Genomic DNA, 25,519 nt, shown 5'->3' with positions numbered 1-25,519 from the left:
TCGGTTTAAATCTTATTTAAAGCCTGTTCAAAATCGCCGATAATATCGTCGATATGTTCCAGACCTACAGATACGCGTAATTGAGCAGGGTATACACCGGCTGCTAATTGTGCTTCGGCCGAAAGTTGCTGGTGTGTGGTTGCCGCTGGCTGAATAATCAGGGTTTTGGCATCTCCAACATTGGCCAGGTGACTCACCAATTCCAGGCTTTCAACTACCTTTTTAGCTTCTTCAACACCGCCTTTTACAATCACCGAAAGCATGCTTCCGGCTCCTTTTGGCAGGTATTTCTTCGCCAGTTCGTAGGATGGGCTGCTTTTCAGTCCCGGGTAATTCACGCTTTCCACTTTCGGGTGGTTTTCCAACCATTCGGCAAGTTTTTGTGCGTTTTCAACATGGCGATCCATTCTTAGCGACAGCGTTTCCAAACCTTGTAACAACAGGAATGAGTTGAACGGGCTGATTGCTGGGCCAAAATCGCGCAAACCTTCAACACGGGCTTTAATAATAAAAGCAATGTTTCCAAATGGGCCGTCAAAGTTAAAAATATCCCAGAATTTTAAACCATGATATCCTTCGGAAGGCTCAGTGAAGCCCGGAAACTTGCCATTTCCCCAGTTGTAGTTTCCGGCATCGACAATTACACCACCGATGCTGGTTCCATGGCCGCCAATCCATTTGGTAGCCGATTCGACGACAATATTCGCACCATGATCAATCGGGCGGAACAGGTAGCCACCACCAGCAAAGGTATTGTCAACCACCAATGGGATGTCATATTTTTTTGCTACCGCTGCAATCGCGTCAAAATCAGGAACAACAAAGCCCGGGTTGCCAATTGTTTCGAGGTAAATAATTTTTGTTTTCTCGTCGATCAGCGCTTCAAACGATTCCGGTTTCAGGTCTTTGGTTAACCGGGCTTCCAGGTTGTGTTTTTTGAACGAAACTTTGAATTGGTTGTAGGTTCCACCATAAAGGTAGGGTGAACTCACAAAGTTATCTCCTGGTTCGAGTAGCGTATTAAATACCAGAAATTGAGCCGCATGGCCCGAGGCTACCGACAGTGCTGCAACTCCACCTTCCAGCGCTGCAATCCGTTGTTCGAAAACATCGGAAGTTGGGTTCATGATTCGCGTGTAGATGTTTCCAAATTCCTTCAACCCAAAGAGGTTTGCCGCATGATCGGCATCTTTGAATACGTACGAACTGGTTTGGTAAATTGGTACTGCCCGAGAGCCTGTAGTTGGATCGGCTTGTTGACCTGCATGTAATTGCAGCGTCTCGAATTTTAAATTTTTGTTTGTCATTGTTTTTATTTTAGATATCTGTAATTTTTTTATTTCCTGATATTGATAACCTAAAAGAAGACTTAAGGTTCTATGGATTCGTCTATTTGAAAAAGATTTTGTGAATTTCCTGAATTGCTTTGATTTTGTCGTTTTCATCCACAATTAAGTAGCTTACTAAATCTGATGCACCGGAGCCACTGATTATGACATTAATTTTGTTATGGGCAACGGCTGAAAAAAGCGAGGCGGAGATACCATGATTCTGCTGCATACCGTGTCCCACAATGGCGATTAGCGACACTCTTTGGTCGAGTGTGACTTGGCTAACCGAAGGAAGGTGTAAGTCAGAAGTGAGTTTTTTAGCCCGTTCTGCTGAATCTTTATCAATAATGATGTTTATGCTGGTTTGAGCCGTAATTACCGAACGAATATTGATGTTGTTTTTATTGAATAGCCCGGTCACTTTTGCCAAAATTCCGGGCTTGAAACCGACCCCGGGGCCATTAAGTTTTAAAATGGCAATATCATCGGTATAGGCAACGCTTTTAACTACTTGTTTGGCAACGATGCTTTTCGAGTTGATTTTTGTTCGAAGGATTTTTTTTCCGTCGTTCAATTCGTAGACAAGGATCGGGATGCGTTTCTCGATTAAAGGCTCAACAATTCGAGGGTGGATGCCTGAATAATTGAAATAAGTCAGTTCCGATGCTTCGGCATAAGTCAGGTCGGAGATGTAGTCTGCCTGATCAACGAATTGTTGGTCGGCTGTTTTAAATGGTGTTCCGATTTGCCATAATTCAAGACCATCGGCATTCCGGATTGATGCCAGTGTTGCCGCGGTATAATCCGCAGCCCGGTAGCCTATTCGGGCAATTTTGCCGGCGCTGGTAATACCGTATGATCCCGGAATAAGTGTAATTTTACCCAAGGTGAGCCCGGCAATTTGTGTCGAAGATTCTTCCATTTTGATACTGGCATTGCCAAATTCCTCACTCACGATGAGTCCCATCGTTTCCGGAAATACAACATCAGCCTGTATGTGATTGTGCTTCAGAATTCCAAAAAGCAAAATGGTCGCTATTTTTTCGGAAAACGAAAGCACCTGGTCTTGCAATGATGGAGAGAAATCGCCGGTGTAGTAAATACCTTTCAGCAGAATTTCCAGTTTTTCAAACCAATTGTCTAATTCGGCAACTTCGCATAGTTCGAACACTGTTTTTATCTGATCCACTTCAGCATGGATCTGCCGGATCAGTAATTCCGGGTTGCCGTTTGAACTGATGAGGTTCTTAATTCCTCTCGAAAGCAGATTCTGAATCTCTTTAGGTGATGAAACAACAAGTACGTGTTTTGTGCTGGTTTGGTTGAGCAAATTCACCAAACTTTTTATGATAAGCGGCTCTTTTAGGTTGTTGCCGCTAAACCGGACAATACATTCGGGCATAGCCTAATATTTTTATGGAAAATAGTGGAAATCTTAAAATCGGATTCTATACGCCTTCAATCCATATCCCAGGGGAATACCGAATGAAGGCTATCGCATGCACATAGACATGGAAGGCATGAAAACAGCAGTAAGCATCGTAGAGCTGATGCTTGCAGAATTTGAATATGTGTTGCTGTTAATCATCCGTGTGTGTAAATAAACTGTCACAAACCTAGGAAATAGTTTTAAAACTAGCAATAACTTATTTAGAAAAACTTTAAATAAACAACTTGTGCAGACACCATGCTTTCGAATCATTTTGGATAGGAGCTGTGGTTAAAAGACTAGTAGATAGGGATTTGGTGCGTCTTTCGGAGTGTTTTGTTTTCTTTTAGTTTGCCGGAAACTGAACTTGTTTGAAGTCGAACTCAAGCGTATGATCATCAATAGGAATAAAAATCCGAAGATAAGAAGCATCTGGTGTGGCCGGGAAAAACACTTTCCCGTGCATGGAGAAGTTGGTGTCGAGCGTTGTTTTTCGGATCGTTCCGTTTTCCCAGGCATCTTTTAGTTCGTTCAGGTTTTGGACTTCAAACCGAGCTTCGTGTCCGGCAGCGAAGGATGCTTCCATAATACCATCGGTAACTGCATGGCGCAGGTTGTTGTTGCGAGGGTTTTCGGTTCCAATAATGGCATTTGCCACAACGCTTGCCCCAATTCCCATAATCACGAGTCCAACCCGATTTTTGCTGACCGCTTGATTTCTGGCAATATCCTTATCGAATTGCTGAATTTTTATTTCCGGATCGATTGCTGTTATTGGTTGCTGACTTTTGGGGTTCATCAATGGATCAAAAGCTTGGTAGCTGAATTGTGCCGGATCGACCAATAAAGGCATGTTTGAGCGATTGGTAATGTGAAAATCGAACCAATATTGGTCGTCTTGCAGGCGGTCGAAGCCTATTTCGTAAGCTACGCCGTAAATTGAATCGGTCAAGATTGGCTGGCCATACAACCATTTGCTGGTTTCCTCCTTCGGCAATAGCTTGACGATGTTTTTGGGGGAAGAACAAGATTGAACGATTAGTGCAACTAGAATAATTACAAACAAGAGGGGGTGTTTTGTTTTCATGATTCCGGATTTTTTCGATCTTTTGCACAAGTTTTATACCAGTTCAGGTTTTTCTGCCAACAAATTTCGAATAACAACAGATGCTACGTGGCAGCCAAATAGCGGAGGCATATACGAAATGGTACCGACAGCTGATTTCTTATTGCGACCTTCTTCAATCCGAACACGTTCTTTTTCAACTTCCTCGGGCGAGAACACCACTTGTACGCCTTTTCGAACGCCTAATTTGTAGAGACGTTTGCGGAGCATGCGTGCCAGTTTGCAATTGTACGATTTGGATATATCGCAGTTTTCAATCAAGGTTGGATCGAATTTGCCACCTGCTCCCATGGAGCTTACAATGGGCAGATTGCGCTGTACACTGTGGTATATCAAAAATGTTTTTGGAGCAAGTGTGTCGATGGCATCCACTACATAGTCGTAGTTATCTGCTTCCAAAATTTCAATCATCCGTTCATCTTTCAGGTACTCGTTAATAACGTTCACCTCAATGTCGGGGTTGATATCACGGAAACGAGCTCCCATAATTTCAGCTTTGGGCTTTCCGTCGTTGCTAATTAGCGCCGGTAGCTGACGATTGCGGTTGGTGGTTTCTACCTCGTCGCCGTCGACAATGGTCATTTTTCCGACACCAGCCCGACAGATTTGCTCGGCTGCGTAGGCACCAACGCCTCCCAGTCCAACAATCAATACATGCGCGTTGACCAGTTTTTTCAATCCCTCCTCACCCAACATTAAAAGGGTACGCTCCTGCCAATTCTTCATTTTAAAAATACTTGGTTAAAATTCTGCGATAGTTGTTCTTTCAGCTCATTTGAAGAAAGATCCAGCTTTCGGGCCGCAAAAATATAAATACTTTCAACAATCTCAGTGCTTTCGTCGGTTTCAAAAAACAGGTGTGTGAGGGGGATTTCCCGGAGCGATTGGTTGAGTTTCTGACGATCGTTCAATAGGGTAGTGCCGATTGAAAAATAGAATCCTTGATGGACCAACTGTTTCGTGGTTTCGGCGTTCCCCTGGTAGCCATGCAAAATCCAGGGAATTTTACTGCGGGTTTTTTTCTTTAATTGAAGGAGGTCGGAATAGCTTCGAACGGCGTGCAGGACGATCGGTTTGTTTCCTTCCTCGGCCAATTGCAATTGGGGCATGAAAAACTCAGTTTGTATGTCAACGGAGGTTTCCAACGTACGGTCGATGCCGCACTCGCCTACAGCTAAAACCTGCGGATGCTTCAGTGCTTCTTCCAAGTGGTTAATCCACCGGCTGCCTTTAGCCTGATCCAAATTCCAGGGGTGCAATCCCACCGAATAAAGTTGATCGGCTTTTGGCGCAAAGGGGAGTAACACCGAATGGTTTACCAACCCAAGTTCGTTGTTGGGTAAGCTAAAGTGTGTATGTAAATTTATAAACTTCAAGGTTCCGTTTCTTGGGGTCAAATTTTTGGGTTTACAAATCGGCCCATATCCGGGCCAGCGAAAATCCGGGAGCATCTATTTGAAGATCCAGAAAGTAGCCAAAAGGTGTTTGAGCGGTTTCGTAGTCGGCATTTTGCAGCCTTTTTTCAGCCCGGTTGAAAAGCTCGTGAGTGAAAGCCACCGAAGCTTTTGATTCCGACAAGTGCGCGAACGAATGCAAGATAATTCGGTTTGCCTGATTCTTGCGGGCAGTCCATTTCAGATGGTTCACCAATTTCTTTTCCCGGCTGCCAACATCCTTTTCTTCGTCTTTCTCTTCAACCTGAATGAACGCTAAAATCGCGTCGGTGAATTCACGCTGCTCATTGAGATCGTCAACATGATCCAGATTTTTCTCCGCAGTTTGGTAACTAAAGCGGTTAACATACATGACCAGTACCTTCATTTTTCAAAAATAATGAAAAGTTGGAAGGTTGTGTGATCCATTTGGAATGGAAAAGGACTGGATTGTTAATTTGTCCGGAGTCATCAATTTCGTCTGCTTTGTATTACGGCTTATTTTCATAAATTTGGTTTAGCTCGAAAGTACCCTATGCGATTTAAAATTATTCTTTTTCTGTTCCTATGTTTCGCGACTTTGCCCGTGTTGGCACAACTGTCGCAAGGAGGCAGCCCGATTGCCATTCAGCAGTTGAAAGTTGCTGGTGGAAATGAGTATGTTGAACTCCACATTCCGGATTCGGAAATCGAATTGGTTGAAAAGCTCAAAACCGGAAAAATGTTGGAAAAAGCTTTTCGATTTGCCTACGCCATTCCTGTTGACTTTTCGACTCAAAATTCGGGAACATGGATTGAAAGCGGCGATTACAAAGTTTGGCAGCTTAAACTGGAGTCGCCGGGCGCGTTATCGTTGAATGTTATTTTTAATCGCTATTATTTACCCGAGGGTGCCCGATTATTTCTGTATTCAGAAGATCAAAATGATGTGTTGGGGGCATTTACATCGCAAAATAATAAAGCCGATGGTATTTTGGCGACAATGCCGGTTGAAGGGGATAAACTTATCATTCAGTACGAAGAACCACTTGACGCGGATTTTTCGGGAGAGCTGGAGTTGCAATCAGTTAATCACGACTTTGCCGGGTTGAAAGCCTATTCCGGCGGACGTCGACCTTTAGGCGAATCCGGCACATGCAACGTGAATGTAAAATGCGATTACCTGGATCAGTATCGGGATGCAGCCGATGCGGTTTGTCGGATCTTGATTGCCGGAACAGAGCTGTGCACGGGAACTTTGTTGAATAATACTCAAGAAGACGGAACACCTTATTTATACACCGCAAATCATTGTATTCAGAACTCGAGTGATGCGTCGAAGAGTGTGTTTTTGTTTAATTATGAGTCGCCCTATTGTCAGAATATTGATGGAGAGGTGTTGAACTCAATTAGTAGCAGCAGCTTAAAGGCGACTTCCACAGAGCTGGATTTTTCGCTTGTTGAGTTGAGCGTGGAACCACCAAAGAGTTTTCAACCTTATTTCCTTGGATGGGATCGTTCGTCGACAGTCCCCGATTCAACTGTTTCAATCCATCATCCGCTAGGTGACATCAAGAAAGTGGCGATCGATCGCGATTCGCCTGTCATCAGTTCTTATTCCTCCGATTATTTGTCAGGCGCTTTTTGGAAAGTGCGTCAATGGGAAGAAGGAACCACCGAGTCCGGCTCGTCGGGAGCTGGTTTGATTGACCCGGATTTGCGGGTACGCGGTTCTTTGGTGGGAGGCGAGGCTAGTTGTGATAATCCGGTTAATGACTATTTTTCTCAGTTCCGTTATGCCTGGGACAATTTTTCGTCGTCCGATATGCAATTGAAAAGCTGGCTCGATCCGAATAATACTGGCGCGACCTCCCTCAATGGGATGGATCCGTTTGCTGAGGAAGAACAATGTACCGTTGTAACCAATCTGAAAGACAATGATTTGCATGTCGACGGATTAATCGATCAGAACAATGAAGGTGATGGCTATTATAGCGGAACCAATAGTTTTGGCTTTTCCGAATTTGCTGAGTCTTTTCAATTTGATACCTCGTGTAAAATTCAAGGGTTGACGCTTGGTGTTTCGCGCAAATCGATAACCGGAAGCGGGGCATTTTTAACTATTTCGGTATACGAAGGCGGAGATCTTCCGGGGAGTTTAATTTATAGTCAGGATTTTAGCTTGAGCGGCGTGGTCGAGGGAGTTATGAATTACTTTTCTTTTGATGAGGAAGTTAGTACCGACGGCAGTTTTTACCTTGCATGGTCGATCGAAAATATGAATTCGAACGATATTTTTGCCGTTTATCTGGCCGAACGAAGTAACGATAGCTCAAATACTTACTTTATTTTCGATGGTGGTGAGTGGTACAGTTTTCAGGACAAAAGTAACACGCAAAGCGGAACGGCTGCAGTGATAGAGGCTTTGGTTTGCTACCAACAAACCGAAGCGGAAGTGGACCCGTTTGGGGAGGAAGATCTGGAATTTGTTGCCTATCCCAATCCATTGCGTTTTAATGAAGAACTAGTGATCCGATTTCAGGACGAGGTTGAACCTGTTGATCCTGAGATATTCGACTTGTTGGGACGTTCTTGTGCGGTGAACACAACAAGTACAGAGCCAGACCGGATCGCGATAAGTTTCAATGCTTTTCGGCCGGGAATATACTTCGTTCGGTTGACCAGCGCTACCAACGGAACCGTTTATAGCCAAAAGGTACTTTATCTGGGAGGCGAATAATTTGTATTTGGGAGTGGCTCAACCCGATGTAACAAACGATCAGCCTTTTATGGAGGTTTGTAAAATGGCACTGTGAAATTCATCTCTCTGTTTTAGTCAATTAATTTTTGGGTGAAGTCGATCAGTTCATCGATTGCAGCTTCGTTGTAGGCAAGTTGGTGTGCATTTGCCCAAGCGCCCCTGTCGTTGTCGAAATATTTTCCGGTAATTCCTTCGTGTTCTTTCGATTGTGCCAAATCACATAGAATATCAGCCCCTTTTTCTGCGGGAGACCAATGCTGCCCGTAGGCTTCGTTGGCCATTTTAGTATTCAACAGAGAGCCCGGGTTAACAGCTATAACTGAGGTTTCATGCAGTTCTGTTGCCAGGCGGAAACTCCACATGGTTAGTGCCAGTTTGCTTTGAGCATAAGATTCGTTTACTGATATGGGGGATTTACCGAGCATGGCATCGTACGAAATAGCAGCCTGTGCGGCCGAACTTAAATTGATGATGCGTGAGCCTTTGGTTTTTTCCAGTAAAGGGAGAATCATAGTTGTTAGGAGGTATGGAGCCAGATAGTTCACTACGAACCTCAGATCGACACCTTGTTTGTTGAGGATATTTGAACTTTTAAAAACACCTGCATTGTTGATCAGTACATCAATGCCGGGGAGTTCACGGTTGATCTTGTCGGCCATTTGTTTAACGGCATTCAAGTCTGACATATCGGCCACTAAACCGGAAATATTTTGGTTGTTTGTATCAGCTTTTATCTCCGCTATAGTAGCGGAGACCTTTACTTCATTTCGGCCGTGAACGAAAATTGAATGACCTTCTTTGGCCAGTTGGATTGCAGCCAGTTTTCCAATTCCGTCGGTGGCACCTGTTATCACTATATTTTTCATGGCGGTATCTTCTTTATTAAGCTTCAACAAAACGTAAGATTTCATCTACATTTTTGCGCGGTGTCGGGTTGGCGTGTTCACCGTCTTCGTATCCATAAACAATCAGTGCAGCAACTGTTTCATCGTCGGGTAGTCCCACGATCCCAGCGATTGATGTATCGTTAATCACACCCATAATGCAGGTTCCAACACCTTTGGCATGAGCGGCCAGACAAAATGTTTGGCAGGCAATCCCGGCATCAAAAACTTCCCAAACATTCGCTTTAGAGGTGGCATAATCATCACCTTCGAGTTTCCCGCTTTTGCCTTTTACAAAACTCAATACGGCAACGCCTTTCGCTTCTTTGAGGGTGTTAACGTTGTAAATAAAACCATCCACTCCGTCGGTCGCGAGTTTCCGGATCAGCGTTCTGTCGTCGACCAGTGTATAGCGTGCCACCTGAAAATTACCCCAGGAAGGTGCCCATCGACTAATCGATACAATTTCCGTCATGGTTTCACGATCTACTTTTTCGTTCTTGAATTTGCGAACGCTTCTGCGCTCTTTAATCATTTTTATTGCATCCATTGGGTTTTAATTTTTTCGTTTAAAATGAAGTCAAAAAGTTCTTTATGCGATCTGGGTCATTTCATTAACAATGAATTCGTCAACGGCACCTTCAGTTGCTTTTTTGTATTCAGCGAGGTTGGCGTTGTTTATGTGTTTCAGCCATAAAAGCCGATTCTCCCAGTTCTCAAAAAACAGAAAAAGGTTTTCATTCTCGTTGTCCTGATGCAAATCGTAATAGATGCATCCTTCTTCCTCGCGGGTAACGTCAATTAGTTTCAATAATTCTGTTTTTACCAATTCCCGTTTACCCGGTTTGGCTAAAATTCGTGCTGTAATTGTAAGTTTCGTGTTACTCATGATTTTTTGTGTTTCAATTGGTAAATCTTTTATAGTAGATGTGAGGTTGACAACCGATCAACCTCACACTGGACGATTTACAACAAGCCATTCAATACATTTTTGCCGATAACCCGGCCACTTTCTTGTTGAATGTGGGCTTCTTTGAGTGTTTTGGCGCCCATGCTGCCCAACGTTTTGGTAACCGTTGAAATCAGTTTCCCTTCGTCGATAAGTGCTGATACCCGGTTTAGCAATTCATGTTGCTTTTCCATGTCGGCGGTTTGAAACAAGGAGCGGGCAAACATGAATTCCCAGCTAAAACTTAGCGCTTTCAGCTTTATTGACGCAATATCCAATGTCTGTGGGTCGTCGATTAGTGCGATATGACCACGGGGTTTGATTAATTCAACAATTCCCGGAAAGTGCTCTTCTGTTCCGTTGAGAGAAGCAACATAGCGCGGTTCCAGTCCTAGTTTTTTAACCTGATCAACCAGTGATTCGCGGTGATTGATAACATAGTCAGCACCCATCTTTTTTACCCAGTCGATGGTGTCGGGGCGCGATGCAGTTGCAATTACAGTAAGGCCGGTCAGCTTTTTTGCCAGTTGAATTAAGATTGAACCAACACCACCGGCAGCCCCGACAATTAGCAGGCTGTCGCCTTTTCCGTCGCCTTCGTTCAAAGCGAACGAGTCGAATAAAATTTCCCAGGCAGTAATTGAGGTCAGCGGGAACCCGGCTGCTTCAGCAAATCCGAGAGATTTTGGCTTCAACCCAACAATCCGTTCGTCAACAGCCTGAAACTGCGCGTTCGATCCGGCACGGGTGAATTCACCGGCATAAAAAACTTCGTCGCCAGCTTTAAATTTACTCACCTTGTTTCCAACTTCGCGCACAATGCCGGCAGCATCCCACCCGATAATTTTTGTTTGTCCTTCTTCGGGCTCGAACTGAGGCATGGCCCGAATTTTTACATCCACCGGATTAACCGATATGCCTTTAACTTCAACCAAAAGGTCGCGCTCGCCAATTTGCGGAGTCGCTGTTTCAAACTCGATCAGTGCGTTTGGCGCAGTAATCGGTCCGGCTTGTTTGTATCCAATTGCTTTCATCTTTTTGTATTTGTAATTTTTATATTCTGTTTCTGAATTTTTGATAGTACAAATGTACGATGTTCAAGATGAAGGAGGATTGTATTCGAATTGGGTTAAGTTGTATTTATATTGGAGATTTTATTGCGTTAGAGTGCATATTGCCTTTGTGTTAGCTTTTGTTTCCATCTAATTCCTATTATAGGTTAGGGTGAGCCAATATTGGTACAATGAAGGGCGGGAGGCAGGCAATGTACCCGATAGATACATTTAAAAAGAAGGCTCGTGGAAGAAGAGGCATCAACATGCACTGCTTATTTATAATAGCGCATGTTGATGAATGTGCAGATTGCACATGAGAGATTTTACGTTCGCGCTTAGTCGACAACGATTAAGCCCGGATTACTGCCGGAAATACTTTGGCCTCCATCAGCAGTTACCAAAAAGCTGTTTTCGATGCCGACCATACCAAACCCTTTAATACCTTTCTTTGGTTCGACGGCAAAAACCATGTTTTCCTGAAGCGGCATTTTAAAGCCTTTGGCCAAAACCGGTAATTCATCAACCGTTAAGCCAATTCCATGGCCCAAAAATTTTACTTGCCGTTTGCCAAAGCCCATAAAGTTTTGTTTGAATTCGGGCGATAGTTCCGACATAATGCTTTCGTAGATCGCTTCGGGCGTGTTGCCGGGGCGAAGCCTATCGGCTACCCGGTATTGAATGTCGACACATTGGTTGTGAATTTGTTGTACTTCGGCTGATGGTTTGGCGCCGAATAAGTAAGTCATGGTTTTATCCGAGTGATAGCCGTTCACTCCCAGTCCCATATCAATAAAAACCAAATCGCCTTTACTGAGTTTGCGGTCTCGGTTTCCAAGGCTCGGAACAGCAGCGTTCAACCCTTGGTTTCCACCCGGGCCATCAAAATTGGTTGGAACCAGCGAGTTTTCGCCAAAGCCCAACTGAGCCACAACAATATCAGTGTCATGCATAGCAAAACGGGCTGTTCCCTGATGGCCTTCTTTTACCATAAGTGCATACAGCTCGGTTGCCAGCTCTGTTTCGCTCATGCCCTCGCGCAACAGTAGTGGAACTTGCTCCTCCAATACACGCTGATGAATGCGTCCGGCTTGTTTCAAAAACTTCAGCTCCCAGTCGCTTTTCACCGCGCGGGTCATCGAAATTTGAAAATCAAGTGCTTTGAATGATTGAAAAGGGAAATGTTTTTGCACCCTTTGAAACATAGCCAGCGGCACAAATTCAGTTTCGAGATAAACCGTTGCAGGTAAATGGTGGTAACCCGCGGCTGCATCCCGATAGCTTTCCATTGGCCTGAGATCCGAAAATTCTGACTCGGCCAGGGCTCGTTCGTAACTGCGGCGTACCCAGTAGGTGGCTCCGTTGTCGCGTTCAACAATCAACATCCCTTCCGACATGCTTCCTGTAAAATATAGCAGGTTGATTTTGCTGAAAATCATTGCCATTTTCCACTCCGGATTGCTCTCATTCATCAGCCGACAAAAAGTCGCCATTCTTGCAAGCAATTCCGAAGCCGGTGTTTTCTCGCTCATAAATTCTATTTTGAATGCAAATATAAACTTTCCTGATTGGAGTGGGGCGTTCGGATAGCGGGTGCTTGCAAGCTAAGGTTTTCGGTTTTTTGTTGAAGTGCCAAGCCTTTTGATTTGGTCGAGCTGTCAATTGCTTTTCTGTTTTAGAGCCTATTAGGGATTGAGGAAGTTGAGGCTTCCATCTGCCGACTAGGGACTTAACCGGATAAGTTTTGCCTCTTCATGCCAGGTAAATGATGGGAAATATAGAACGAGTCTAATTAAGACATGTTTTTGGGCTTTGGATAAAAAAAATATTGGCAAATATCGCTATCTTTAATTTAGAACGATTCATAACCAGCCAATGAATCTGATTTAAAGCCATGGATTAGAGCGTATTGCAGAAAGGTGCTGTTCGAATTATGGCGATACCTTCAAGATAAGAACCCCCAATTTAATTGCCTTTTGAAGTTTTAGGCTGGAGAATCAACCCAGTGTGTCATTTTTGCGGAAGGCCGCATGGAGATCCGCTCGAATAGGCGCAAAGATCAAACAGAGTAAAAGTTCCAAACTGCCATGTTTCCCGAAGGAAGCTAACACGGAGCATTGGAATCTGGCAAAACTACGAGGGCGGACAAAAGTGGAGTTGTTTGTAGCTGACATGATGGGGGAGAGTGATGTTGTTGATTTTAAGGCATAGAAACCAACATTGGTGATATGCAAACATTGTGGAAATGAAAATTTAGCGGGTGCGCGTTTCTGTGATATTGAGTTTTAGTTACTGTTAGATAGAATGTGAAACCAATAAAAGTAAACGCTATGAAACCGATATTCTATTTGTTCTTATTCTTTGTTGTCTCCTTACAGTCTCAATCTCAGAGTATAACGCTTAATAAATCAGAATTTAAGCCGGGAGAATCAATCAACGTTACTTTTTATGCCTCTGCATTGTATTTTGAAAATGCTTGGATCGGAATCGTCCCGTCAAGCGTACAACATGGCAGCGAAGCAATAAACGATAAATACGACCTGAGCTATCAGTTTTTAAGGAAGAAAAAAGCTGGAATTTTTCAATTTGTTGCACCTCAGAAAGAAGGGGAATATGATTTCCGGATGAATGATTCTGACAACAATGGGAGAGAAGTCGCCTCAGCAAGTTTTATTGTACGCTCCAATGATTCGGATCAGAGTTCTTCCACAGGCAATAATAATGATCGTGATTCTCACAGTCACAAGATTACAGGAACTTATACAACCGATTTTCAGGACATGACGCTGAGCATTTCCGGTAATCATGTAACCGGCACATACAAATTCAAGGATGGCAAAATTGATGGCATATTGCAAGGAAACCAACTTGTTGGTACGTGGAGGCAAAGCAACGGACGCGGGAAGTTGGTTTTTGTTTTCTCTGACGATTTTTCTTCGTTCACCGGCAAATGGGGATACAACGAAAGTACGCCTACTTCAAAATGGAACGGTAAAAAGATTGGATCGTCAAGCTCAGCAGGAACAACTTCATCATCACAGACTAAAGTGCCGAGTTCACCCAAAAGTGATTCTCACAGTCACAAGATTACAGGAACTTATACAACCGATTTTCAGGACATGACGTTGAGCATTTCCGGTAATCATGTAACCGGCACATACAAATTCAAGGACGGCAAAATTGATGGCATATTGCAAGGAAACCAACTTGTTGGTACGTGGAGCCAAAGCAACGGACGCGGAAAGTTGGTTTTTGTTTTCTCGGACGATTTTTCTTCGTTCACCGGCAAATGGGGATACAACGAAAGTACGCCTACTTCAAAATGGAACGGTAGAAAGATTGGATCGTCAAGCTCAGCAGCTTCCGCTGGTTCAGTCGAAAGTAGTGTACCGGTTAATATTGCAGGAAGCTGGAGTACCTCCGGGAGTAAGGACCATCGGGGTCGAATTCATTTTTGGCAAAACGGAAGTGATTTTATTGCCATTGCTGCCTGGCCCGATGAAGCTACCGGTATGTGGAAAAGTTACAAAGGTGAGGGGCAAATCGAAGGCAGACAAATGAATTTCAATGTATTACCGTCAACCACCGATGGCACAAGTGCTGATCAGGGCTATACTTATCGCATGACGATCTCTGAAGACAACAGTACAATTACAGGACACTATACCCGACATGGAAAACGAACCGTTGATACCAATTTTTATTACAAGTTGGTTAAATAAACGATCGTGCAACAAAGCTAAATCTCGTTGTTCCAGTAGAAAATACTAATAAAGCGAAAGAATGAAATTAAAATACCTGTTAACCACATTCGTAATTTTATCCATCGTTTTGCTGTTTAACAAACAAGGTTCTGCACAGAAGATGCTTAACGAATCGGAAACGGCATGGGTAAACGAAGCAAAGTCTGAAATGGAGAAGGCTCTGAACGATCCTTCGTTGAGCGATCAGCAACGGCTCGAAATGGTGGAACACAGCACCAGAGTTTTAAAAGAGTATGGGCAGCCTCCCGCTTTTCCGGAGGATGCCATTCCGCTAAAAAAGCAAACCGATGCACGTTTTGAACAGCTAAAATCGAATATTTCAGAACTATCAAACTGGTCGTTAGAGCTTGAGTTTCAAACTTTGGAGCAAAAAAACAAAATCATCAATTCCATGCAGATTTCGGTGGTTGAAGAACAAATCAAATTTCTTATTCCCGGTGTTACACCCATTCAACTTTCGAAAGATGTGGTGAATACGGTTTTCGACTGGAACATAACCGATGGTGTAAACGAAGGTGCCCGCGGCGATGCCAAAGGGCTGGCTGCCCGGTTTAAGCAACTTGCCGAATCGAAGGAGCTGATAAAAAAAATAAATGAGTTGGTTGAAAGCCAGAAGGAAGAGCTCAGGGAAGCGTATGATGAAAAGCAAAAATACGATGAGCTGGATGATAAACTGCGCCGGAAATTTGAATACACGCAGGCATCAACCATTACCCAGCGCGGATACGAATGTGCACAACTTGCAAGTGCTGTAAATATGGCATTTAAAGCCAACGTTTTGGTGGGGACCTGGAGATTCGGATTTGAAAAGACCGGCTATTTCTACTGGACGTTTTACAACGATGGCACCTGGAAATTTGAAGATAAAATGAATGACGGGGAAGAACCGTTGAAAGGCAAATATTCGCTTGCGGGAAATGTGTTAAAACTCTCGGGCCCGAAAAGTCAGTGTGAGGAGGTTGAGGGGAGTTACAATGTTATAATCGAACCCGAGGAATTTCGAATTCGGGCAACTCAGGATCCCTGCATGAGCAGGAGATTTACCTTAAGCCATTTATGGAGGAAATAGAATTACATTACTATTAATTGAATCAGATATGAAAAAGATGATGCTTAGTATTTTGCTGGCAACAATGATGTTGATTGTCGGAAGAAGCGATGCTTTTGCAGCCCGTTTCGCTCAATCGGGAACAGTTGAGGGGGTTTACAAAACTAACTTTAAGAATCTGACCTTAAGTGCAAACTACAATTTTGTATCGGGGACATATGAGAGTGGAAATGGAAAGCTACAGGGAACTTTAAACGGTAACATACTTACCGGCACATGGACCAACAGCGGAAGCAATAAAAGTGGAAAATTTGAATTTATCTTTTCGTCTGATTTTTCATCATTCACCGGAAAATATGGCTACAATAATAGTTCTCCCTCTTCAAAGTGGAGCGGAACCAAAATTTCCAGCCCACCAAGTTCTGCAAATACAAGCACTCCCCAAACTTCTATATCCACAAAGCCATCTGTTTTACCATCTGGGCAATTTTCTTCAAATAGCCAAATTGTGGGAAGGTACAGTACTAATTTTAACGAACTGTCTTTAAATACAGATGGTAATTCTGTATCGGGGACATATGAGAGTGGAAATGGAAAGCTACAGGGAACTTTAAACGGTAACATACTTACCGGCACATGGACCAACAGCGGAAGCAATAAAAGTGGAAAATTTGAATTTATCTTTTCATCTGATTTTTCTTCATTCGTCGGAAAATATGGATATAACAACAGTGCTCCAAATAGTAAATGGAATGGCAAAAAAATTTCCGGCATACAAGTAGAATCTTCAAAATTATCAGGAAGTGGTGCCCAGGTGTTCTCGCCGGACACTCATGGCTATGAGGGAATTCTTGGCGTTTTCAAAACCGATTTTGATAAAATGATACTTTATGCAAATGGAGATGAGCTTTTTGGTGAGTTCCTTTATAATGGGGGAAGAATTAGAGGCACAATTAAAAATCGTATATATACTGGTAATTGGTCTCAAACCAATGGAAAAGGGAAATTTGAATTTATATTCAATTCAGACCATAGCGCATTTGAAGGGAAACGGAGTTATGACGATGAGGCTCTAAACGAAAAATGGAACGGAGTGAGGACACGTGAGGATTATGATGGACGAATACACAAGCTGTCAGGTGGAGTGTATTCAAGTGGAACTGCAACAAAATCATCTTCACCTCAAACTCAAAGTTCAAGCAATAAAAATTCCAATGGAAATAATCAAGGAAACAGTAATAATATAGTAGGTACGTACAAGACTACTTTTGGAAACCTATCAATAATTAAAAGTGGGAATGGGGTTGTTGGCTCGTATGAAGGGGGAAATGGGAAACTAGAAGGAACTTTAGAAGATAACAAACTTACAGGAAACTGGAAAAATAGAGGGAGCGGAAAAAATGGGAAATTTGAATTTACCTTTACGTCTGACTTTTCTTCATTTACAGGAAAATTTGGTTATAACGAAGGTGTTCCTTTTAAGAAATGGAATGGTACAAAGTAGATTCGTTAGTTTAAGTAGTCAGTATTACTCCAATTAAAAATGGCCTATTCAAACAAAATACACGACCAGTCATTCGACCGATATCTGACAAGCAGTAAAAAATGGAAATTTCAGTTTTCGTTGATTATTGCTGTAATTGCAGTTGGTGGGTTTTTTCTCTATGGAGCATTAAGCGATGAAATGGATAATCCAGAGGCGCTGCAAATCGGACTGGTAATTGGCTTGATGTTTATCGCAATTGGCTTTTTTTCGGGGAAATCAAAATCGGCAACCCGCGACTGGGATGGAGTTGTGGTCGACAAAAAGATTAAAAAAACATACAAGGACATTGGAGAACTCGGTTCAAAAGCTGAGCGTTACGTGTTCACGGTATTCATAAAATGCGAAAATAGGAAAGTGCACGAAATTTGGTCTGAGAACGACGATACGGTTTATAACTACTATAAAATTGGCGACAAAGTGCGGTATCATGCAAAGCTAAATTCGTACGAAAAATTCGATAAATCGGGCGATACAATTATTTTTTGCAACGCCTGCGCATTTTTACATGAAATAGACGAGGAAGTCTGCCGTAATTGCGGGTGTCCTTTGTTAAAATAGCAAGTTAAAATTATCCTATAAAATGAACGATCGAATCTCAGGAATAAAAAACAAACAGCGCTCCGCTTCGCGCATTTTTATGGTGTGTACGCTCGTAGCTGCAGTTCTAATGCTTCTGCCGTTTTTCGAAGGGAATCCGCTTAGTGAAGTTTGGGCGTTGGCATTTTTGTGTTTCTTTTTAACCTTCAGTTTTTTGGTTGTAGCAATCATTTTTCGAAGCCGGGCTAAAAAAATGGATAAACTCCAAACCGGCAAAAAACTGTTGATTCATCTGGAACTGGATGATGAAATGCTAAAGCAATATGCTGTAACAATGAAAAGAGAGAGTAAGGATAAAAACAAAGCCATAATGTGGATCATCGCAATTTCGTTTTTGGTTATTACGGTCCCATTTTTGTTTTTTCTCGATACCGATGAACGAGGCGGTTTCTTACTTATCATTGCTTCCATTGTGGCGTTCATTTTTGCAGCCTCACGTTTTTTTCCGCTGTACTATTACCGTAAAAATATGAAAGGAGATAAGCAAATTTTAATCGGGGAGAAGTATGCATATTTCAACGGATATTTTCACAACTGGGATTACCCAATGTCGGGCTTAACAAAAATAAAAGCCATTAAAACTCCGTTTCATGGAATTCATCTGGCCTACTATTATACCGATCGTACCTGGAAACACGTGCACGAAATTAAGTTTCCGGTGCCGAATTATTTCGATCCAAAACCACTCGTAAATCAACTGAAAATGGCAAATAGTTTAAAAGAATAAGAAGGACGAATTTCCAGCGAAAATCAGGTTTACTTAGTTAATTCTTTTTGTGAAATAGCCCAATATAAAAGCAACTCCCCAATAGATTAAAACTTTATACCAAGGCTTAAAATCACTTGTCGGACAATTGATTGCCGGGCAGCAGCCTAAATAATGAACCGTTACAAAACTATTTCCCTGGGTTTTTAAAAATACGGGGCCTTGTACCTTTTTCGAATGGCCGTAGTATTGTTTTCCTGAAGCGGTAAATTCGTAAGCATACGTGTAGGTGTATTTATTACGGATGGTTTCGTCTCGTTCTCCCAATTCCCGGCGAAAATCGGTTACTCTTGCCTGGGTTGGAGTTCCCGCCACCCACAAGGTACTCAGAAAAACGCCATAGAGAATAAATAGGGCGGCAGCACCACCAATGATAAGTTTACCAGCGAGCGATTTCTTTTCTTTCTTTTTCATGCATCGGCTTTTACGTTTGCAACAATAGTTCTGGTTTGGTTCGTCTATTCCATTTTAAACGAAAATTGGTGATATCGTTTTTGCTAAGATACTCCACAGATCTCTACTTGTTTACTAGCTTAGCCCAAAAACTCCGTATGTTTTTTGCTTTAAAAGCTAAAATCGTTCATCACAATTTCTCGCATGGTTAACCGTGGGAAGTGAATGTGGGGGTAATTATCTGTTTGCTAGTTGTTTAGTTTTGAAATTCATTTCCCTGATTATTTGACCAATATTGGCCGCTATTATTTTTCGCATTATGTATATTTGAACAAGCTAAATCATAGAGACAGGAGCTGTTGCCCAAAAAGAGCCGGCAAATCCTGTAATTTTAAAAGAAACTATATCAAACTAAATTAATAATGAAAAAGAATCTAACGATCTTGCTACTGCTGTATTGCACTTTTTTTAATGGTTGGGCGCAGGAAGCTAAAACAAACATGTATCTGGTAAATGATCAGTTGGTGTTCGACGAGGCCAATGGAATGGTGGCCGTTGAGGCTGAGTTTTTTTACCAGCAAACAAATACCGAAAAACGGCAATGGTATGTAACGCATAAAAAGAGTATTCCGGCAGTTCAGCCCGATGCTGACGAGGCTCATATTGCCGGGGCAAGTAATAATGCTTACATCGAAATCCTTCCGGATACCCGTGCTACTCATAGCGATCAGTTGATTGCCGCGGAAAATTTCTCAAACGAACCGGGAATGATGGCTGTTGTTCATTACAAGGTGAACATCAATAAGCCGGGGCGTTATTATGTTTGGGTCCGCAGTCATTCAACCGGATCGGAAGATAACGGACTCCATGTGGGGATTGACGGAACATGGCCAGAGCATGGCCAACGGATGCAGTGGTGCGATGGCAAGAACGACTGGACATGGGAAAGCAAGCAGCGAACGGACGCTGAACATTGTGGTGTTGCGAAGGAAATCTACCTCGATATCGACCGGGCTGGAATTCATGACATTCAATTTAGTATGCGCGAAGATGGCTTTGAACTGGATAAATTTTTGCTGACTGACGACGAGAATTACAGGCCTGAAGGAGAAGGTCCTCAGTTAAAAATAAAATCGGGTGAAGTGCCGGCGCGGTTTCCGAAAGTGGCACTTACTTATTTCGATCAGCTCTCGAAAATAGTTCCGGGAGTTGTGGCCATGAAAGCAACACGGTTTCCGGTGGAAGCAACAAATTTCTACCTCGATAATAACTGGCTGGCAGTTAATCCTGAGCGCAGTAAAGAAGCCCGAACTACAAGCTTGTTTACTGGGACTGATGGAGTTTACGACCTGGTATTTGTTGGGGTGGGCGAAAACGACGGACAATCGTCGTATGAGGTCTTAGTAAACGAAAAAGAGGTTGGCCGTTTGATAGTACCGCTAAGTAAAAGCTCGTTTGAAGAAGGTGTTCAGTATAACGATTTGTGGGAAAACATCAATCTAAAGAACGGCGACAAAATTACCGTGATCGCGAAAGTTGGTAGCAAAGATGGACAGGAATTCAGTCGCGGCCGTTGGGCAGGGCTTGTTTTTGCGCCCATGACCAAAGGAAAAGATGTGCTGGAGTTGGCGAAAAGCCTTTCGACTAGACAGGATGTCGGTCAGAACGCGGTAACCACAGGTGGTGTGGCTGAATCGGCTCCAAAGGAGGAAAAGCCAGAAGTGGTTAGTAAAAATGGGAACGGCGAAGTTGTTATCTCCGGAGAACTGAAACAATGGCATAAGGTGACGCTTACGCTCGATGGTCCGTTTGCTGCCGAAACCGATCAACGTCCGAATCCATTCACCGATTACCGCATGACGGTCACTTTTACGCACGAATCGGGCTCACCTTCCTATCGGGTGCCTGCTTATTTTGCGGCCGATGGAAACGCGTCGGAAACCAGTGCTTCGGAAGGAATCAAATGGAGAGCGCACCTTTCTCCTGACAAAACCGGAACGTGGAACTATTCAATCTCCTTTTTGCAAGGTGCAATGGTTGCGGTTGCCGATATGCCATGGATGAAAACACTGGCTGCATACGATGGAATCAGTGGTTCGTTTGAAGTGGGGGAGACTGACAAAACAGGGTGCGACCTACGGGCCAAGGGACGATTGGAATACGTTGGAAAACACCATCTTCAGTTTAAAGGAACAGGCGAATTTTTCTATAAAGCCGGTAGCGATGCTCCTGAAACCTTGCTCGGTTACGAAGATTTTGATAATACAGTGGCAATGAAAGCTAAAGTGCCACTTAAAAAACTAGTCGCTCATCGTCAGGATTACAAGGAGGGCGATCCAAGCTGGAAAGGCGGAAAAGGAAAGGCTTTGATTGGTGCTGTCAATTATCTGGCGGATAAGGGATTGAATGCCTTCTCGTTTCTGACATACAACGCTGGTGGCGATGGCGACAATGTTTGGCCATTTGTTGGACGCGACGATAAAATGCATTACGATTGTTCAAAACTCGATCAATGGGGAATTGTGTTCGACTTTGCCCAAACCAAAGGAATGTATCTTCATTTTAAAACTCAGGAAACCGAAAACGACGACAATGTGCGTGGGCACGATAAAGAAGGACTTGTTCCGGAAGCGCTTGATGGTGGTGATTTGGGACCTGAACGCCGCTTGTATTACCGCGAATTGGTAGCTCGGTACGGCTATTTGTTGGCGCTCAACTGGAATTTGGGTGAAGAGAATACGCAGTCGGGAGAAAATCATATTGCCATGGCCGATTGGTTTGCAGAAAATGATCCTTACCGACATAATCTCGTCCTGCATACTTTTCCCAACGAGCAGGATAAAAGGTATGAGCCATTGCTTGGTAATAAATCGGAACTAACCGGCGTTTCGTTGCAGAACATGTGGGACGCGGTATTCAAACAAACACTGAAGTGGGTGGTTGAGTCGGATGTAGCCGGCAAACCTTGGGTTGTGGCAAACGACGAGCAAGGTTCGGCAGGCAAAGGTGTTCCCGCCGATCCGGGCTACAAGGGGTTTGATGCAACAACTGTTGGATATACCATCCACGACGTACGTAAACAAACCCTTTGGGGCAACATTATGGCAGGTGGTGCCGGTGTTGAGTATTACTTCGGATACCAGCTTCCTGAGAACGATTTGGTGATGGAAGATTTCCGCAGCCGCGATAAATCGTGGGATTATTGTCGCATTGCCATTAACTTTTTGTCGGACAACGGAATTCCGTTTCAGGACATGAAAAACGCTGATAAACTGATCGGGAATACCAACATGGATAAGGACAAACATTGCCTGGCCAAGCCGGGCGAAATCTATTTGGTTCAGCTCGCGTATGTGATTTCTTCTACACTCGATTTATCCGGTGTTGCGGGTGATTTTACAGTCGAATGGTTTAACCCGGCTACTGGCGGAAAGCTACAAGTTGGGAATGTAAAGAAAGTTAAAGGTGGAGGAGTAGTTGAACTGGGGAAAGCTCCTGTTGCCGGTGGAGACGACTGGCTGGTTCTGGTACGTAAAAAATAATTCCAAAAACTTAACTATAGATGAAAAACAACAATCTGAAGTTTCTCACGATAACGACAGTTGCTCTTTCCTTGGTGTCTTGCAATAAGGAAAAGGCGATTGAAAAGCCCAATGTATTGTTCATATTAGCCGACGACTTGGGCTATACCGATTTGAGCTGTATGGGGAGTAAATACTATGAAACTCCAAACATCGATCAGATCGCTGAAAATGGAATGGTTTTCACAAATGGATACGCAGCCTGCCAGGTATGCAGCCCATCGCGCGCCAGCATTCTGACCGGTAAATTTCCGGCCAGGCATGGAATCACGGATTGGATCGGTGAAAAATCGGGCGAGGAATGGCGGACGATGGGACGGTCTTCAAAATTGCTTCCTGCGGGCTACGAGCACCGTTTGTCGGCCGATTTTGTTACGCTGCCCGAAGCATTGAAATCGTCGGGATACAGAACTTTTTTTGCCGGCAAGTGGCATTTGGGCGACCAAGGCTCCTGGCCTGAAGATCATGGGTTTGATATCAATATTGGTGGCTGGGACTCCGGAAGTCCAAGAGGGGGTTATTTTTCACCTTACCAGAATCCCAATCTTACAAATGGACCGGATGGTGAAAACCTGGAAATGCGGCTGGCCAGCGAAACTGTTAAGTTCATGCGGGAAAACAAAGACAAGCCGTTTTTAGCTTATTTGTCGTTTTACGCGGTTCATGGCCCTTTGCAAACCACCCGCGAAAAATGGGAAAAGTACCGTGCTAAAGCTGAAGAAATGGGAATTGCTGAGTCTGGATTTGAAATGGAGCGAAGATTGCCTTATCGCTTGCACCAGGACAATCCGGTGTATGCCGGCCTGGTAGAGTCGATGGACGATGCGGTTGGCTTGGTTTTGAATGCCTTGAAGGAAATGGGGCTCGACAAAAATACAATTGTAATTTTTACCGGCGACAATGGTGGTGTTACTTCGGGTGATGCTTTTTCAACAAACAATGCGCCACTTCGGGGAGGAAAGGGGTACCAGTGGGAAGGTGGTATTCGCGAGCCGTATTTCATCGCTGTTCCCTGGTTGAATCTGGGCGGGGAGAAATGTGATGTTCCGGTTTCGGGAACCGATTTTTACCCTACAATCCTCGAATTGGCGGGACTACCACTTCAACCAATCCAGCACAATGATGGCGTTAGCTTGTTGCCCCTTTTGAAGGGAGGGCAAATTGCCGAACGTTCGCTAATTTGGCACTATCCGCACTATGGAAATCAAGGGGGTGACCCAAGTTCAATCATTCGGAAAGGTGATTGGAAATTGATTCACTATTATGAAGATGATCACGAAGAATTGTACAATCTAAGAAATGACCTGGCTGAAACGACCGATCTTTCTGAACAAAATCCGGAACTGGTTTTCAGATTGCGGGAGGAATTGTTCGATTATTTGAATCAGGCGGGCGCAGAACTCCCGCTGAAAGACCCCGAGTATTCACCAGAGGACGAGCAACTATATCAACAGAAGATTATCGATAAAAACCTGCCTCGTTTGGAAAAGCAACGACTGGAAATGCTCTCAAAAGACTACCAGCCAAACAATGATTGGTGGGGAAGTATGGTGACTGTAGATTGAACGAGGTTTTAAAAACATCCGTATATTGGGCGTTTTTAGATTTCGCAGGTAGTAAAAGTTTTAATCATTTTAAATTATGAATATCAGAATCTTAATGTTGATTGTGTCGGTTGGTTTGTTTGCTTGTACTTCACGAACTGGTGGAAAAGCGGAACCGAACAGCGATACAACGGAAGAAAGTAAGGTCGAACCTCGGGAAGAAAGCTCCGGTCTAATGACTGATGCGGAAATGGTTTATTTTGAAGGAGGAACATTTATGATGGGCTCGTCAACCGGAACCGAGCAGGAACAGCCAGTTCATCAGGTTGAAGTAAAATCATTTAAAATAGATAAGAATCCGGTAACGGTGAAGGAGTTTCGTCGGTTTATTCAGGCAACCGGCTATCAAACCGATGCGGATAAGTTTGGCGACTCCGGAGTTTTCGATTTCGAAACGTCTGGTTGGACTCTTACTCCGGGGGCTAATTGGGAATATCCGTTGGGAGCCAATATTTCCCGTGCGGACGATAGCCACCCGGTAACCCATGTTAGTTGGAACGATGCTGTAGCCTTTGCCGCATGGGCAGGGAAGCGACTGCCAACCGAAGCCGAATGGGAATTTGCTGCACGTTGTAGTGGCAAAAGTGCAAGCCGGTTTAGTTGGGGCGACGAGCTCGTTGTCGACGGAAAATACAAAGCCAATGTTTGGCAGGGAAATGACCCGTCGGCCAAACAGAGTGCTGATGGTTTCACTTTAACATCGCCGGTTGGTTACTATGGTGAAACTCCTTGTGGACTGACTGATATGGGAGGGAACGTATGGAACTGGTGTTCGGATACTTTCAAACCCTATCTCGGAAGTAATTCTCCCGATCCGCAAAATGCTGAATTGAAGGTGATTCGTGGTGGCTCATTTTTCTTCGACCAAAACGGAGAGAATAGTTTCACAGCAACTGCAAGAGGATCGAACACGGCGGAAACAGCTTTGTTTAACACTGGTTTTAGGTGTGCGATGAATGCTGAATAACGGGCTCCTGCTTCGTTTAAGATGTGGTAATAAACTTGCCGGGTAGTTCGTTCCCTGACTTATTAAAAACGGTCAATCGAACTTTATAAGAAAACAAGAATGCCAGCCGAATTTCGGCTGGCATTCTTGTTTTCGAGCCTCTCATGGGACTCGAACCCACGACCTGCTCATTACGAATGAGCTGCTCTACCAGCTGAGCTAAAGAGGCAAAATCAATGCTTCAAAATTAATTGTTTGGAGCATTGATTCAACTTAAAATCAGGAGAAAAATAGGATCAAAACTTCTTTTTAAAAACAGCGGAGTTTCTA

Annotated in this window: 22 protein-coding genes and 1 tRNA gene; 10 read left to right on the top strand and 13 right to left on the bottom strand. The window is 43.6% G+C overall.

Features of this window, described 5'->3' with window-relative positions; genetic code table 11:
* Nucleotides 1-5 precede the first annotated feature (5 nt).
* The 6 genes from ABZD21_RS12710 to ABZD21_RS12685 all read right to left on the bottom strand — a co-directional run bounded on the left by ABZD21_RS12710 (nt 6) and on the right by ABZD21_RS12685 (nt 5,707).
* Nucleotides 6-1,307, bottom strand: a complete 1,302-nt coding sequence (locus ABZD21_RS12710) for an O-acetylhomoserine aminocarboxypropyltransferase/cysteine synthase family protein (protein ID WP_372775395.1) — start codon at nt 1,305-1,307, stop codon at nt 6-8.
* Between the two features lie 82 nt (nt 1,308-1,389).
* On the bottom strand, nt 1,390-2,733 hold the full coding sequence (locus ABZD21_RS12705) for an ACT domain-containing protein (protein WP_372775394.1): 1,344 nt from the start codon (nt 2,731-2,733) through the stop codon (nt 1,390-1,392).
* A gap of 373 nt (nt 2,734-3,106) precedes the next feature.
* Nucleotides 3,107-3,847, bottom strand: coding sequence for a hypothetical protein (locus ABZD21_RS12700; RefSeq protein ID WP_372775393.1), 741 nt, complete (start codon nt 3,845-3,847; stop codon nt 3,107-3,109).
* A gap of 33 nt (nt 3,848-3,880) precedes the next feature.
* Nucleotides 3,881-4,612 (bottom strand): ThiF family adenylyltransferase, encoded by a 732-nt coding sequence (locus tag ABZD21_RS12695; RefSeq protein WP_372775392.1) that lies wholly within the window; start codon nt 4,610-4,612, stop codon nt 3,881-3,883.
* The gene (locus ABZD21_RS12690) at nt 4,609-5,283 is read right to left on the bottom strand and encodes a TatD family hydrolase (protein WP_372775391.1); all 675 of its coding nucleotides are present in this window, start codon (nt 5,281-5,283) and stop codon (nt 4,609-4,611) included. Before ABZD21_RS12690 ends, ABZD21_RS12695 begins: the two co-directional genes overlap by 4 nt.
* A 10-nt stretch (nt 5,284-5,293) precedes the next feature.
* Nucleotides 5,294-5,707: a threonyl-tRNA synthetase editing domain-containing protein gene (locus ABZD21_RS12685; RefSeq protein ID WP_372775389.1), complete on the bottom strand. Its 414-nt coding sequence runs from the start codon at nt 5,705-5,707 to the stop codon at nt 5,294-5,296.
* Between the two features lie 147 nt (nt 5,708-5,854).
* On the opposite strand from ABZD21_RS12685, the gene ABZD21_RS12680 reads away from it, so the two are divergent.
* Nucleotides 5,855-8,038 (top strand): T9SS type A sorting domain-containing protein, encoded by a 2,184-nt coding sequence (locus ABZD21_RS12680; RefSeq protein ID WP_372775388.1) that lies wholly within the window; start codon nt 5,855-5,857, stop codon nt 8,036-8,038.
* 92 nt (nt 8,039-8,130) lie between these two features.
* On the opposite strand, the gene ABZD21_RS12675 is transcribed toward ABZD21_RS12680, so the two are convergent.
* From ABZD21_RS12675 to ABZD21_RS12655, 5 genes are all read right to left on the bottom strand, one after another.
* Nucleotides 8,131-8,925, bottom strand: coding sequence for an SDR family NAD(P)-dependent oxidoreductase (locus ABZD21_RS12675; protein WP_372775387.1), 795 nt, complete (start codon nt 8,923-8,925; stop codon nt 8,131-8,133).
* A 16-nt stretch (nt 8,926-8,941) separates the two neighbouring features.
* Nucleotides 8,942-9,493: a nitroreductase family protein gene (locus ABZD21_RS12670; protein WP_372775386.1), complete on the bottom strand. Its 552-nt coding sequence runs from the start codon at nt 9,491-9,493 to the stop codon at nt 8,942-8,944.
* Between the two features lie 42 nt (nt 9,494-9,535).
* Nucleotides 9,536-9,832 carry a putative quinol monooxygenase gene (locus ABZD21_RS12665; protein WP_372775385.1) on the bottom strand — a complete coding sequence of 99 codons (297 nt, stop codon included), beginning with the start codon at nt 9,830-9,832 and terminating at the stop codon, nt 9,536-9,538.
* A 77-nt stretch (nt 9,833-9,909) separates the two neighbouring features.
* Nucleotides 9,910-10,926: a zinc-binding alcohol dehydrogenase family protein gene (locus ABZD21_RS12660; protein ID WP_372775384.1), complete on the bottom strand. Its 1,017-nt coding sequence runs from the start codon at nt 10,924-10,926 to the stop codon at nt 9,910-9,912.
* 356 nt (nt 10,927-11,282) lie between these two features.
* Nucleotides 11,283-12,476 (bottom strand): M24 family metallopeptidase, encoded by a 1,194-nt coding sequence (locus ABZD21_RS12655; RefSeq protein WP_372775383.1) that lies wholly within the window; start codon nt 12,474-12,476, stop codon nt 11,283-11,285.
* A 691-nt stretch (nt 12,477-13,167) separates the two neighbouring features.
* Here ABZD21_RS12655 and ABZD21_RS12650 point away from each other — a divergent pair.
* The 6 genes from ABZD21_RS12650 to ABZD21_RS12625 all read left to right on the top strand — a co-directional run bounded on the left by ABZD21_RS12650 (nt 13,168) and on the right by ABZD21_RS12625 (nt 18,626).
* Nucleotides 13,168-13,233, top strand: coding sequence for a zinc-ribbon domain-containing protein (locus tag ABZD21_RS12650; protein ID WP_372775402.1), 66 nt, complete (start codon nt 13,168-13,170; stop codon nt 13,231-13,233).
* A gap of 41 nt (nt 13,234-13,274) precedes the next feature.
* Nucleotides 13,275-14,666, top strand: coding sequence for a hypothetical protein (locus tag ABZD21_RS12645; protein WP_372775382.1), 1,392 nt, complete (start codon nt 13,275-13,277; stop codon nt 14,664-14,666).
* Between the two features lie 61 nt (nt 14,667-14,727).
* A complete protein-coding gene (locus ABZD21_RS12640) occupies nt 14,728-15,777 on the top strand; it encodes a hypothetical protein (protein WP_372775381.1) in 1,050 nt (349 codons plus the stop codon).
* Between the two features lie 28 nt (nt 15,778-15,805).
* On the top strand, nt 15,806-17,260 hold the full coding sequence (locus tag ABZD21_RS12635; RefSeq protein WP_372775380.1) for a hypothetical protein: 1,455 nt from the start codon (nt 15,806-15,808) through the stop codon (nt 17,258-17,260).
* A gap of 39 nt (nt 17,261-17,299) precedes the next feature.
* Nucleotides 17,300-17,860 carry a hypothetical protein gene (locus tag ABZD21_RS12630; protein ID WP_372775379.1) on the top strand — a complete coding sequence of 187 codons (561 nt, stop codon included), beginning with the start codon at nt 17,300-17,302 and terminating at the stop codon, nt 17,858-17,860.
* A gap of 22 nt (nt 17,861-17,882) precedes the next feature.
* Nucleotides 17,883-18,626 (top strand): hypothetical protein, encoded by a 744-nt coding sequence (locus ABZD21_RS12625; RefSeq protein WP_372775378.1) that lies wholly within the window; start codon nt 17,883-17,885, stop codon nt 18,624-18,626.
* Nucleotides 18,627-18,659: 33 nt separating this feature from the next.
* On the opposite strand, the gene ABZD21_RS12620 is transcribed toward ABZD21_RS12625, so the two are convergent.
* Nucleotides 18,660-19,079 carry a hypothetical protein gene (locus ABZD21_RS12620; RefSeq protein WP_372775377.1) on the bottom strand — a complete coding sequence of 140 codons (420 nt, stop codon included), beginning with the start codon at nt 19,077-19,079 and terminating at the stop codon, nt 18,660-18,662.
* A gap of 401 nt (nt 19,080-19,480) precedes the next feature.
* Between ABZD21_RS12620 and ABZD21_RS12615 the strand changes: the two genes are divergently transcribed.
* From ABZD21_RS12615 to ABZD21_RS12605, 3 genes are all read left to right on the top strand, one after another.
* The gene (locus ABZD21_RS12615; RefSeq protein ID WP_372775376.1) at nt 19,481-22,600 is read left to right on the top strand and encodes a DUF5060 domain-containing protein; all 3,120 of its coding nucleotides are present in this window, start codon (nt 19,481-19,483) and stop codon (nt 22,598-22,600) included.
* A gap of 20 nt (nt 22,601-22,620) precedes the next feature.
* Nucleotides 22,621-24,204: a sulfatase gene (locus ABZD21_RS12610; protein ID WP_372775375.1), complete on the top strand. Its 1,584-nt coding sequence runs from the start codon at nt 22,621-22,623 to the stop codon at nt 24,202-24,204.
* A gap of 76 nt (nt 24,205-24,280) precedes the next feature.
* Entirely contained in the window at nt 24,281-25,210 is a 930-nt protein-coding gene (locus tag ABZD21_RS12605; protein WP_372775374.1) for a formylglycine-generating enzyme family protein, read from the top strand.
* A 135-nt stretch (nt 25,211-25,345) separates the two neighbouring features.
* Here ABZD21_RS12605 and ABZD21_RS12600 read toward each other — a convergent pair.
* Nucleotides 25,346-25,418 (bottom strand) — tRNA-Thr (locus tag ABZD21_RS12600).
* Nucleotides 25,419-25,519 lie beyond the last annotated feature (101 nt).

This window comes from Mangrovibacterium sp. (assembly GCF_041596335.1).
Classification (GTDB): Bacteria; Bacteroidota; Bacteroidia; order Bacteroidales; family Prolixibacteraceae; genus Mangrovibacterium.
This window is presented reverse-complemented; position numbering and strand designations above follow the sequence as displayed.